This is a genomic window from Streptomyces sp. NPDC057474 (genome assembly GCF_042802555.1).
Taxonomy (GTDB): Bacteria; Actinomycetota; Actinomycetes; order Streptomycetales; family Streptomycetaceae; genus Streptomyces.
Window position 1 is genome coordinate 14,649 of record NZ_JBHVDX010000010.1, and the last position, 11,901, is coordinate 26,549.

Consider the following 11,901-nt stretch of genomic DNA (forward strand, 5'->3'; position numbering starts at 1 on the left):
GTGGTCCGGCGCCTGACGTGACGGGGCTTCGTAGGTTCCTCCGAAGAGGCCCGCTGCGCTCACCTGCACGAATCGCCAGTAGAATCCGTCCACGTGACTTCTGCGCCAGCCAAGCCCCGCATCCCGAACGTCCTCGCCGGACGCTACGCCTCCGCCGAGCTCGCCACGCTCTGGTCGCCCGAGCAGAAGGTGAGGCTCGAGCGGCAGCTCTGGCTGGCCGTGCTGCAGGCCCAGAAGGACCTCGGCATCGAGGTGCCGGACGAGGCGCTCGCCGACTACGAGCGGGTCCTCGACACAGTCGACCTGGCCTCCATCGCCGAGCGCGAGAAGGTCACGCGGCACGACGTGAAGGCGCGGATCGAGGAGTTCAACGACCTCGCCGGACACGAGCACGTGCACAAGGGCATGACGTCCCGCGACCTGACCGAGAACGTCGAGCAGCTGCAGATCAGGCTCTCGCTGGAGCTGGTCCGCGACCGTGCGGTGGCGGTGCTGGCCCGCCTCGGCAAGCTGGCCGGTGAGTACGGCGAGCTGGTCATGGCCGGCCGCTCGCACAACGTGGCCGCGCAGGCCACCACCCTCGGCAAGCGGTTCGCGACCGCCGCCGACGAGCTGCTCGTGGCGTACGGCCGGGTCGAGGAGCTGCTCGGCCGCTATCCGCTGCGCGGCATCAAGGGCCCGGTGGGCACGGCCCAGGACATGCTGGACCTGCTGGGCGGCGACGCCGCCAAGCTGGCGGAACTGGAGGACCGGATCGCCGGGCACCTCGGCTTCGCGCAGGCGTTCACCTCGGTCGGCCAGGTCTACCCGCGCTCGCTGGACTACGACGTGGTGACCGCGCTGGTGCAGCTGGCGGCGGCGCCGTCCTCGCTGGCGAAGACCATCCGGCTGATGGCCGGGCACGAGCTGGTGACCGAGGGCTTCAAGCCGGGGCAGGTCGGTTCGTCCGCCATGCCGCACAAGATGAACACCCGCTCCTGCGAGCGCGTCAACGGCCTCATGGTCATCCTGCGCGGCTACGCCTCGATGACCGGCGAGCTGGCCGGCGACCAGTGGAACGAGGGCGACGTGTCCTGCTCGGTGGTGCGCCGGGTCGCACTCCCCGACGCGTTCTTCGCACTCGACGGCCTGCTGGAGACCTTCATGACCGTCCTCGACGAGTTCGGTGCCTTCCCGGCCGTCGTCGCCCGTGAGCTGGACCGCTATCTGCCGTTCCTCGCCACGACCAAGGTGCTGATGGGCGCGGTGCGCGCCGGCGTCGGCCGTGAGGTCGCGCACGAGGCCATCAAGGAGAACGCGGTCGCCTCCGCGCTCGCCATGCGCGAGCAGGGCGCCGAGCGCAACGAGCTGCTCGACAAGCTCGCCGCCGACGACCGCATCCCGCTGGACCGCGCCCAGCTGGACGCGCTGATGGCCGACAAGCTCTCCTTCACGGGCGCCGCGGCCGACCAGGTCGCCCTCGTCGTCGGCCGGATCGAGGAGATCGTGAAGCAGCGCCCGGAGGCCGCCGGCTACACGCCGGGAGCGATCCTCTGACCCGCTACACCCAGGCCGAACTGGAGGCCGCCCGCGACCGGCTGGTGCCGGATGTCACCGCGGACGGCCTCCGGGTCCTTTTCTGCGGTATCAACCCGGGGCTGATGACGGCGGCGACCGGCCACCACTTCGCCCGCCCCGGCAACCGCTTCTGGCCCGTCCTGCATCTGTCCGGCTTCACGCCCCGGCTCCTCAAGCCGTCCGAGCAGGGCGAGCTGCCGTCGTACGGGCTCGGCATCACGAACGTCGTCGCGCGGGCCACGGCACGGGCCGAGGAGCTGACGGCGGAGGAGTACGTCGAGGGCGGGCGCCTGTTGACCGCCAAGGTGGAGCGGCTCCGGCCGCGCCGGCTCGCGGTGGTCGGCGTGAGCGCGTACCGCGCCGCCTTCGGTGACCGCAAGGCCGCCGTCGGGCCGCAGGAGCGGATGATCGGGGCCTCGCGTGTCTGGGTGCTGCCCAACCCCAGCGGGCTGAACGCGCACTGGACGGCGGCGACGATGGCGGAGGAGTTCGGGCGGTTGCGGGCGGCCGCGGAGGGCTGACCGGTCGGGGTTCGTGGGTGCGGGTCAGCCCGTCACGGTGGGTCGGTCTCCGTTATCAGCGCGACGAGTTGGAACGGCAGTTCCTTGTCCCACTGGGAGACGCCGAGGGCGACCCAGCGGCCGTGGCCGTCCGCCTGCCACAGATGCACGTCGGGCACGTGCGAGCTGAGCGGTCCCCAGGGCTCTGGTATGTCCTCGCCTTCCAGGTAACGGCTGGACACGCTCCAGAGGCTGAAGACGTCCGGGGGTCCCCAGCGCTCGGCGAGCCGCTCCGACAGCGCGTCCCTGTCCGCCTCGAACTGGGCCTCCGTCTCCTCCCGTTCCGTGCCGTCCTCGCCCCAGAAGTCCCGGCTCGTCCCTAACTCGGCGATGTGGTAACCGGGGCCGGCTGTGCCCGTCGCCGACCGGCCGTGCGCCGCGGGGAACTCCTCGGAGCACAGCCGGTCGATCGTGACGAGATGCCGCGCGATGGTCATGCCGTCCAGTAAAGCGCGCACCACTGACAATTGGCGTGGCGTCAGGCGCCCCTTGGGGTCTTCGGCACCGAGCCGGTGGAGTCGTACGTCGGGGCCGTACTCGCGAAGCCGTGGGCGTCGGACGGTTCGCAGGCGGTGACAGTGGGGGCCACGAGCGCGTCGTCCGGTCCGGTGCGAGCGCGTCGGTCGGTGCCGGTCGGTCGCTGCCGGTCGGCCGCTGCCGGTCGGCCGCTGCCGGTCGGCCGGTGCCCGTCGGTCGCTGCCGGTCGGTCGGTGCCGGTCGGTCGCTGCCGGTCGGCCGGTGCCCGTCGGCCGGTGCCCGTCGGCCGGTGCCCGTCGGTCGCTGCCGGTCGGCCGGTGCCCGTCGGCCGGTGCCCGTCGACCGATGCCCGTCGACCGATGCCCGTCGAGCGATGGCCGTCGGCCGATGCGACGTCGGTCAATGCCGGCCGGTCCGTCGGGCGTGGGACTACCGGTGGGTCGGTGCGTACTCGTCAGTCGGCGCATGTTCGTCGGTCCGTGCCGGTTGGTCCGTCGGTCGGGGGCTGAAGCCACTCGCCGGGGTGCGTCGCGGCGAGTACGATCCGGCAAACACGGGCGCGAGCTGGGAGGACGGACGTTGGGGCGACTGACCGGCGGGGATCCTTCTCTGCTCCGAAGAATCAACTCGGCCGTGGTGCTGCACGCGCTGCGGGCCACGGACCACGCGACGCTCACCGAGATCACCAGGGTCACCGGGCTGTCCCGGCCCACGGTCGAGGGCGTCGTAGAGGGCCTGGTCGAGGCCGGGCTGGTGGTCGAGCAGGCCGCCGAGGAGGGTGCCGCCCGGCGGCAGGGGCGCCCGGCACGGCACTACCGGTTCCGGGCCGAGGCGGGCCATCTGCTGGGCCTGGACGTGGGCTCGCACCATGTGACCGCGCTGCTCGCGGACCTCGACGGGCGGGTACTGGGCTCGCTGTCCAAGGACGTCTCCGAGTCGGCGTCGGCGGACGACCGGCTGGAGCGTCTGCGCTCTACCGTCGCCGAGCTGCTCCGCAGGTCCGGTGTCTCGCGCGGTTCGCTGCGCGCGGTCGGCGTGGGCAGTCCGGGGATCATCGAGGCGGACGGCGCCGTACGTCTGTGCGCGGCTCTGCCGGAGTGGACGGGCCTGAACCTGGGCGAGCGGCTGAGCCGTTCCTTCAAGTGCTCCGTCCTGGTCGAGAACGACGCCAACGCGGCGGCGGTCGCCGAGCACTGGAAGGGCGTGGCCGCCGAGTCCGACGACGTGGTGTTCGTGCTGGCGGGGCTGAGCCCGGGCGCCGGTTCGCTGATCGGCGGGCGGCTGCACCGGGGCTACGGCGGCGCGGCCGGCGAGATCGGCGCGCTGCACCTGCTGGGCCGCGAGGCCACCCCGGAGGCGCTGCTGTCGACGACGGGCGAGCCGCTGCATCCGCTCGACGAGCAGGCGGTCGCCGAGGTCTTCAAGCACGCGCGCGAGGGCGACGAGCGGGCCCGCGAGGCCGTCGACCGCTTCATACAACGGCTCGTCCACGACGTGACGGCCCTCGTCCTCGCCCTCGATCCCGAACTCGTCGTCGTCGGCGGCTGGGCGACCGGCATCGACGACGTACTCGACCCCCTCCGCCACGAGCTGGCCCGCTACTGCCTGCGCCCACCCCGTGTCGCCCTCTCCCGGCTGGGCGAGACGGCCGTCGCCATGGGCGCGCTCCGGCTGGCCCTGGACCACGTCGAGGAACAGCTGTTCGCGGTGGAGGGCACGGTGACGGCGCGCCGCTGAGACCTCGCGCCCGTCGCCGGCCGACAGCTCTGCCGTGGCAGGCCCCTGAGCCCTCGCACCCATCCTCGGACAGCAGCTCTGGCCCTGCGGGCACTGAAACCTCGCGACCGTCGCCGTTCGGCAGCTCTGCCTTCGCGAGCCGACGCCGTACCTATGAGGCCGTCGACGCCGCAGCCGCCGCAAAACACCGCGCCCCGGAAGTCCGGGGCGCGGCGGGTGCGGCTTGACGGGCTGCCCGCGGCGTCAGGACGCGCGGCGCTCCGGGCCGTGATGGATCTCGACGCCGCCCGAGTCGCCGAAGGTCAGGCGGCACGTGTCAGCGCGGTAGGTGGCCATGGAGACGGCCGCTGTGCGCCCCTCCGCGAAGAAGCGGGTGGTGACGACGAGGACGGGCGCGCCGGGCAGCCGGTCGAGCTCCTTGGCGTCGTCCGCGCGGGCCGAGCCCAGCTCCACCGAGCGGTCCTGCCCCTCCAGCTCCAGGCGCTGCAGCTCACGCAGCACGGCACGCGCGCGTGCCGTGCCGGAGGGTGTGTCTATGGCGGAGAGTGCGGGCACCGAGTCCGCCGGGATGTAGAGCAGCTCGGCGGCGACGGGCTGGCCGTGCGACATACGGGAGCGGCGCACGACGTGCACCTGCTCGCCGTGCACGCTCTCCAGGATGCCGGCGACCGCGGCGGGCGGCGCCGAGGCCGTGCAGTCCACGGCCTGCCACGCATCGCCGACGGTGCCCGGCCACGCGTGCTGTTCGGTGCCGACCGCGACGCCCACGCGCGGGGGCGCCACGGTGGTGCCGACGCCGCGACGGCGCTGCAGACGGCCCTCCAGCTCGAGCTGCTCCAGCGCTTGGCGGAGGGTGGCCCGGGCGACGCCGAAGCGGGCCGCGAGGTCACGTTCGTTGGGCAGGATCTCGCCCACCGAGAACTCGGAGTCCAATGCCTCACTGAGCACGGTCTTCAGATGCCAGTACTTCGGTTCCGGCACCGATTCCAGCTGCTGGGTCCCCACCCTGTCCTCCGCTGCTTCGCCGTGGCCCGGCTGCGTTTTTAGCGCCTTGTTTATTAAAGGTTGTTGCACTTTCTTGCGACCATAGGCCTGCCCCCACCCTTGGTCAAGACCAATCATCGAACGCTCGGGCATCCGACAGGTCGGACGCCCGACAGCGTTCATCGAGGCTTCACGGCCGTGAAGCGAACGGCCTGTGGGAAAGGGGCGGGGAACGGGGGTGTACGGACTACTGCCCCACCGTCAGGGAGATCAGCTTCTCCGGGTTGCGCACGATGTAGACGCACTGGATGCGTCCGTCCGCGACATCGAGTTGGAACACGCTGTCGACCTTGGTGCCGGACAGGAGGACCACCGCGAAGCCGCCGTTGATCTCCATGAAGCGGAACGACGCGTCGGCGATGCCCTTGCCGGCCGTGCCGTGCAGGAACCGTCCCACCTTGTCGGCGGTTTCGAGGACACGCACCGGGGCCTTGCTCAGGCCGCCGCCGTCGCCCACCAGACGGACGTCCGGGGCCAGCAGCGACATCAGTCCGTCCAGGTCGCCGCCGGCCGCGGCGGCGAGGAACCGTTCGGTCAGCTCACGGCGTTCGGCCGGGTCGACCTCGTAGCGCGGGCGCCGCTCGTCGACGTGTCGGCGGGCCCGCCCGGCGAGCTGGCGCACGGCGGGCTCGGTGCGGTCGATCATGGCCGCGATCTCGGTGTGCGGATAGCCGAAGGCCTCCCGGAGCACGAACACCGCGCGCTCCAGGGGCGAGAGGGACTCCATGACGACGAGGACGGCGAGCGAGACGGTGTCGGTGAGGACGGCCCGCTCGGCGGTGTCCGGGACGGTGGCCCCGTAGTCGGTGACGTACGGCTCGGGCAGCCACGGACCGGGGTACGCCTCGTTGCGCGACTGCACCTGGCGCAGCCGGTCGATGGCGAGCCGGGTGGTGACACGGACCAGGTAGCCGCGCGGTTCGCGTACGTCGGAGCGGTCGGCGCCGGACCAGCGCAGCCAGGCCTCCTGGACCACGTCCTCGGCGTCGGCGACCCGGCCGAGCATGCGGTAGGCGACTCCCATGAGGACGGGGCGGTGCTCTTCGAAGACGTCGGTCGTGATGTCGGTGGTCACCGTTCCATCCCATCCCGTGGGACGCGGCCCTGTCCAGGCGATTCCGGGGACGCGCGCGGGCTTGTTACTCACAGGGACTACCCGCCGGTAGCGGTTGCTGACAAGCTGTCTACGAATCCGTACATCAGCGCGCCCACCTCCCAGACGAGGAGCTGCACCATGTCCGCCGCCACGGTCTCCTTCCAGGTCCCCTCCCCGCTCGGCCCGCGGCCCGTGACGGTCTCGTACACGCGTGAGGGCACCGGCGAGCCGCTGCTTCTGCTGCACGGCATCGGCCACCACCGGCAGGCCTGGGACCCGGTGACGCACATCCTGGCAGCTGAACGCGAGGTCATCACCGTGGACCTCCCCGGCTTCGGCGAGTCCCCCGCGCTGCCGGACGGCCTCACCTACGACCTGCCCACGACGACCGCCGTGTTCGGCGCCTTCTGCGAGGCCCTGGAGCTCGACCGCCCCCATGTGGCGGGCAACTCCCTGGGCGGTCTGCTCGCCCTGGAGCTGGGCCGCGAGAAGCTCGTACGATCCGTCACGGCCCTGTCCCCGGCCGGGTTCTGGAACGAGGCCGAGCGGCGTTACGCGTTCGGCGTCCTGCTCACCATGCGGCACATCTCGCGGCGGCTGCCGCTGTCGCTGGTCGAGCGGTTGTCCCGTTCGGCGGCCGGCCGCGCCGCCCTGACGAGCACCATCTACGCCCGCCCGAGCCGCCGTTCACCCGAGGCGGTGGTCGCCGAGACGCTCGCGCTGGCGGGGGCCACCGGGTTCGACGACACCCTTCGGGCCGGTGGCAGCGTCCTGTTCACCGATGACATCCCGGGCCTGCCCGTCACGGTGGCCTGGGGTACACGGGACTGGCTGCTCGTGCGCCGCCAGGGCGTCCGGGCCAAGCAGGTCATCCCCGGGGCACGGCTGGTGCGGCTGCCCGGCTGCGGCCACTGCCCCATGAACGACGACCCCGCCCTGGTCGCCCGCGTCATCCTCGACGGCAGCCGCTGACCGACGGCGGGTCAACGCCCCCGATCCCAGGGCGACTCCGACGCCCACCAGCGCGCTGCCCACGGCCTGCGCGGCGCCGTAGGAACCCGTGCCGACGAGAGGCGCCGTACAGGCGGCGGCCACCGGGATGAGACCGGAGAACAGGGTGGCGCGCTCGGCGCCGATGCGCTGCATGCCCATGTACCAGCACACGAACCCGACGACCGTGACGACCGCCGCCTGCCACAGCAGCGCGGCGGTCTCCGTGCCGTCCGGGCGGCGCAGCCAGGCGCCCCCGTCGACGACCACGCCGACGGCAGCCGACTCGATCGCGGCGACCGCGCACACGGTCGCCGACAGCAGCCTCGGTCCGAGCGGTCGCAGCACCGGCACGGCCAGCACCGCGAAGCCGACCTCGCCCGCCAGCGCGCACACCGAGAAGGCGATGCCCACGGCGTCCGTACGGCCCCATCCCTGGACGGTGAACGCGCCGGCCGCGACCAATGACGCCCCGTAGAGCACCAGCCGTTGGGGACGCCGGTCCTCCAACAGCGGTACGAGGACGGCCACGACCACCGGGGCACAGCCGACGAAGACACCCGGTACCGCCGGTTCCGCCGTGCGTTCGGCGGCGATCACAGCGACGTTGAAGCCGACCATGCCGACCGCCGCGAGCAGCCCCAGCCGCGCCCACTGCCGTGCGGTGAGGCGACGCAGGAGTGCCGTGGCGTCCCGGCCGAGGAACGGGAGCAGCAGGAGGCAGGCGAGGCCGTAGCGGAGGAACTGGCCGCCTGCGTACGGGTAGTCGCCCAGGAGGCTGTTGGCGGTGAAGGAAGCGCCGACGAGGACGCAGGCTGAGGCGGCGAGGAGGGTTCCGTGGGCGGTCTTGGCGTTCATCGCCGTGGCTTTCCCGGTCGCGACTTTCGCGGTCGTGGCTTTCGCGGTCGTGGCTTTCATGGTCGTGACGCTAGGGAGGCGGGCGGTCCGGTTTAAGGTCCACTTCCATGACGTCATCAGGGACCAATTCGGGGGACGGCGCTTCGGGGGCCGGTGCGCCCTCGGCGTCCGCTCCCTGGGCCGCCGCCTGGGAGTTGCTGCTGCCGGTCGCCGACGCGCCCGCACGCGCGCGTGGTCGTTCGTTGCAGGCGGCACTGCGGGAGGCGATCCGGTCGGGGCGGCTCGCACGAGGGACGCGCCTGCCGTCGAGCCGGGAGCTGGCCGCCGACCTCGGGGTGTCGCGCGGGCTGGTGACGGAGGCGTACGAGCAGTTGGTCGCGGAAGGCTATCTGCGCAGCGGTCGGGGTGCCGGGACCTGGGTGGGCGCCGCCGTGCGGGCCGCCCTCCCACGCGCGCGTGATCTCGCTCCGCGCTCCCCCGGTGCCCGCGCCGACTTCGTACCCGGGACGCCGGACCTGTCGCTGTTCCCGCGCGCCGCGTGGGCGGCGGCCCAGCGCGGGGTGCTCGCGGAGCTGCCGCATCAGGCGCTGGGGTACCCGGACCCGCGCGGGCTGCCCCGGCTGCGTACCGCGCTCGCCGAACTGCTCGTCCGGCGCCGGGGTGTGGTCGCCGACCCCGAGCGGATCGTCGTCGTCTCCGGGGTGGCGCAGGCGACGACCCTGCTCGGATTCGTGCTCCACGCGCGCGGGATACGTGTCGCCGGTGTCGAGGACCCGGGCAGCCCCGAGCACGGGACGCTGTACGCAGCCGCCGGGCTCGGCACCGTGCCGATCCCGCTGGACGAGGAGGGGCTGGCCGTCGGGCCGTTGCGGGAGTCGGGGGTGCGGGCGGTGGTGACGACGGCGGCGCATCAGTTCCCGTCTGGGATCGCGTACTCCGCGCGGCGGCGGGCCGAACTGCTCGACTGGGCACGGGCGGTGGACGGGCTGATCGTCGAGGACGACTACGACGGCGACTTCCGCTACGACCGCGCGCCCGTGGGCGCCCTGCAGGGACTCGACCCCGAGCGGGTGGCGTACGCCGGGTCCGTCAGCAAGTCCCTCGCGCCCGGGCTGCGGCTCGGCTGGCTCCTCGTTCCGGCGTCGCTGGCGGAGGAGGTCGTCGAGCGCAAAAGGACCATGGATCTCGGCCATCCCACCATCGACCAGGCGCTCTTCGCGCGGTTCGTGGAGCGGGGGGACTACGACCGGCAGCTACGGCGGTGTCAGCGGGCCTATCGGGAGCGGCGTGACGCGCTGGTCTCCGCGCTGGACAAGCACTTTCCCGGGGCGGAGGTGTCCGGGATCGCGGCCGGGCTGCATGTCATCGCCGCGCTGCCCGATCGGTACGGGCCCCTCGACCGCTTCCTGGAGCGAGCTGCGGCTGCGGGGGTCGCTGTGCGGGGGCTGGCGCAGTACGGGCGGGTGCCGGACGAGGAGGTGCGGTTGGTGCTGGGGTACGCGCATCTGTCTCCCGCACGGCTTCGGGAGGGGGTGGAGGTGCTGGCGTCGGCAGTTGGCTGACCTGCGCCTCCTCGCCCCGCCGGCCCCTGCCCGTCCCCTCCCCAGAGGCTGCGCCCCTTCGTCCCGCCTCGGGGCTCCGCCCCGGACCTTGTTCGCGCGGTTCCCCGCGCCCCTTCAAGGGGCGGGAACCGCGCGAGAGACCCCCACCCACCCGCACCCGCCGGACGAGCCGCACGACGGTTCCTTTTCCTACCCGGTCAGTTGTTCACTTGTCGTTTCCGTGTGCGCTGCGGCGTACCAGTAGTTGTGGCTGTGCACATTGGCCGGATCCGTCGCTGGAGGCGCATTCATGTCACACCGTCCGCCGAGTTCCCTGCCCGGTCGCCGCAGCGTGCTGCGCGGCTCGCTCGCCGCGTCGGCGGCCCTGGCGCTGCCCGGTTCCGTCGCGCTCGGTTCGGTGCCGGCGCTGGCCCTGTCGGGGCGGCCGAAGGCCGGCTGGGGTGTGCAGGCCGGGGACGTGACCGCGCACTCCGGGCTGGTGTGGGTGCGGTCGGACCGTCCGGCGCGGATGATCGTCGAGACGTCCGCCACCGAGTCGTTCCGCAACCCGCGCAGATGGCACGGCCCGCTGCTCGGCGCCGGCACGGACTTCACCGGTACGACGCGGCTGCGCGGTCTGCCCTCGGGCGAGCAGATCCACTACCGGGTGCTGCTCGCCGACCCGGACGACCCGCGCCGCACCGGTGAGCCGGTCACCGGCACGTTCCGTACGACGTCGCTGAAACGGCGCTCCGGGGCGCGGTTCGTGTGGTCGGGCGACCTGGCCGGGCAGGGCTGGGGCATCAACCCGGACCGTGGCGGCTACCGCATCTTCGACGCGATGGGCGCGCTGGACCCGGACTTCTTCCTGTTCAGCGGCGACACGATCTACGCCGACGGCCCGATCGCGGCGACGGCGGCGCTTCCCGACGGCAGTACCTGGCGGAACATCACCACCGAGGAGAAGTCCAAGGTCGCGGAGACGCTCGCCGAGTTCCGGGGCAACTTCCGCTACAACCTGCTGGACGAGAACCTGAAGCGGTTCAACGCCCAGGTCCCGGCGATCGTGCAGTGGGACGACCACGAGGTCACCAACAACTGGTACCCGGGCGAGATCCTCACCGACACCCGGTACACCGAGAAGAGCGTGGACGTGCTGGCGGCACGGGCACGGCGGGCCTTCAGCGAGTACTTCCCGATCTCCACGCTGCGGCCGGGCGCCCGGGAGGGCCGGGTGCACCGCGTGATGCGCCACGGCCCCCTGCTGGACGTGTTCGTGCTGGACATGCGGACGTACCGCAACGCCAACTCGCCCGACACGCAGACCACCGACCCGGTGGGCATTCTCGGCGCCGAGCAGTTGGAGTGGCTCAAGCGGGAGCTGTCGCGGTCGCGCGCGGTCTGGAAGGTGATCGCCTCCGACATGCCGCTCGGCCTGGTCGTGCCGGACACCGGGGACGGCAAGCCGAACATCGAGGCCGTGGCGCAGGGCGACCCGGGCGCGCCGCTCGGGCGGGAGCTGCAGATCGCCGAGCTGCTGCGGTTCGTCAAGCACCGGAAGATCACCGGCACGGTGTGGCTGACGGCCGATGTGCACTACACCTCGGCGCAGCACTACCAGCCGTCGCGGGCCGCCTTCACCGACTTCGAGCCGTTCTGGGAGTTCGTCTCCGGCCCGCTCAACGCCGGTGCCTTCCCGGCGAACGCGCTGGACAACACCTTCGGCCCCGAGCGGGTGTTCTTGAAGGCGCCGACCACGGCGAACGTGTCACCGGCGGGCGGCTACCAGTTCTTCGGCGAGGTCGACATCGACGGCCACAGCGGGGAGTTGACGGTACGGCTGCGGGAGCAGGACGGGACCGTGCTGTACACGAAGGTGCTCCAGCCGGGTCTCGTCGGGCAGTGACCCGAATGTCGTAGGCCACCTCGCTGCGCCCCGCCACCCCGCCGCCCCGTCGATCCGCCGCTTCACGGGCCCGCCGACCCTCGCCCCGGCCGCGCGTTTTCGCAGGTCAGGGCCGATTGTCAGTGGTCGCTTCTA

10 protein-coding genes and 1 pseudogene are annotated in these 11,901 nt (G+C 72.5%); 6 read left to right on the forward strand and 5 right to left on the reverse strand.

The features are described from left to right. The first annotated feature begins 93 nt into the window (after nucleotides 1-93). Nucleotides 94-1,536 carry an adenylosuccinate lyase gene (purB, locus tag ACFU53_RS04450; protein WP_383985944.1) on the forward strand — a complete coding sequence of 481 codons (1,443 nt, stop codon included), beginning with the start codon at nucleotides 94-96 and terminating at the stop codon, nucleotides 1,534-1,536. Between the two features lie 44 nt (nucleotides 1,537-1,580). After that, the gene (mug, locus tag ACFU53_RS04455) at nucleotides 1,581-2,078 is read left to right on the forward strand and encodes a G/U mismatch-specific DNA glycosylase (RefSeq protein WP_383985946.1); all 498 of its coding nucleotides are present in this window, start codon (nucleotides 1,581-1,583) and stop codon (nucleotides 2,076-2,078) included. A 32-nt stretch (nucleotides 2,079-2,110) separates the two neighbouring features. Here the strand turns inward: mug and ACFU53_RS04460 are convergent, their stop codons facing one another. Further along, a complete protein-coding gene (locus ACFU53_RS04460) occupies nucleotides 2,111-2,554 on the reverse strand; it encodes a hypothetical protein (protein ID WP_383985948.1) in 444 nt (147 codons plus the stop codon). 41 nt (nucleotides 2,555-2,595) lie between these two features. Beyond that, nucleotides 2,596-2,997, reverse strand: a complete 402-nt coding sequence (locus tag ACFU53_RS04465) for a hypothetical protein (RefSeq protein ID WP_383985950.1) — start codon at nucleotides 2,995-2,997, stop codon at nucleotides 2,596-2,598. Between the two features lie 176 nt (nucleotides 2,998-3,173). On the opposite strand from ACFU53_RS04465, the gene ACFU53_RS04470 reads away from it, so the two are divergent. Further along, complete coding sequence (locus tag ACFU53_RS04470) at nucleotides 3,174-4,331, forward strand: ROK family transcriptional regulator (RefSeq protein ID WP_383985951.1); 1,158 nt, start codon at nucleotides 3,174-3,176, stop codon at nucleotides 4,329-4,331. Nucleotides 4,332-4,574: 243 nt separating this feature from the next. Here the strand turns inward: ACFU53_RS04470 and ACFU53_RS04475 are convergent, their stop codons facing one another. Next, on the reverse strand, nucleotides 4,575-5,336 hold the full coding sequence (locus ACFU53_RS04475) for a GntR family transcriptional regulator (protein WP_383985953.1): 762 nt from the start codon (nucleotides 5,334-5,336) through the stop codon (nucleotides 4,575-4,577). Between the two features lie 226 nt (nucleotides 5,337-5,562). Then, on the reverse strand, nucleotides 5,563-6,450 hold the full coding sequence (locus tag ACFU53_RS04480; RefSeq protein ID WP_383985955.1) for an RNA polymerase sigma-70 factor: 888 nt from the start codon (nucleotides 6,448-6,450) through the stop codon (nucleotides 5,563-5,565). A gap of 159 nt (nucleotides 6,451-6,609) precedes the next feature. Between ACFU53_RS04480 and ACFU53_RS04485 the strand changes: the two genes are divergently transcribed. Further along, nucleotides 6,610-7,443, forward strand: coding sequence for an alpha/beta fold hydrolase (locus tag ACFU53_RS04485; protein WP_383985957.1), 834 nt, complete (start codon nucleotides 6,610-6,612; stop codon nucleotides 7,441-7,443). An 87-nt stretch (nucleotides 7,444-7,530) separates the two neighbouring features. Here the strand turns inward: ACFU53_RS04485 and ACFU53_RS04490 are convergent. Next, nucleotides 7,531-8,436, reverse strand: a pseudogene (locus ACFU53_RS04490) (EamA family transporter); the annotation flags it as partial. On the opposite strand from ACFU53_RS04490, the gene ACFU53_RS04495 reads away from it, so the two are divergent. Together ACFU53_RS04495 and ACFU53_RS04500 are read left to right on the forward strand one after the other, a co-directional pair. Next, nucleotides 8,427-9,881 (forward strand): PLP-dependent aminotransferase family protein, encoded by a 1,455-nt coding sequence (locus ACFU53_RS04495; protein WP_383985959.1) that lies wholly within the window; start codon nucleotides 8,427-8,429, stop codon nucleotides 9,879-9,881. The pseudogene ACFU53_RS04490 and the gene ACFU53_RS04495 sit on opposite strands and share 10 nt — an antisense overlap. Nucleotides 9,882-10,170: 289 nt before the next feature. Continuing rightward, nucleotides 10,171-11,766 carry an alkaline phosphatase D family protein gene (locus ACFU53_RS04500; protein WP_383985961.1) on the forward strand — a complete coding sequence of 532 codons (1,596 nt, stop codon included), beginning with the start codon at nucleotides 10,171-10,173 and terminating at the stop codon, nucleotides 11,764-11,766. Nucleotides 11,767-11,901: the final 135 nt, after the last annotated feature.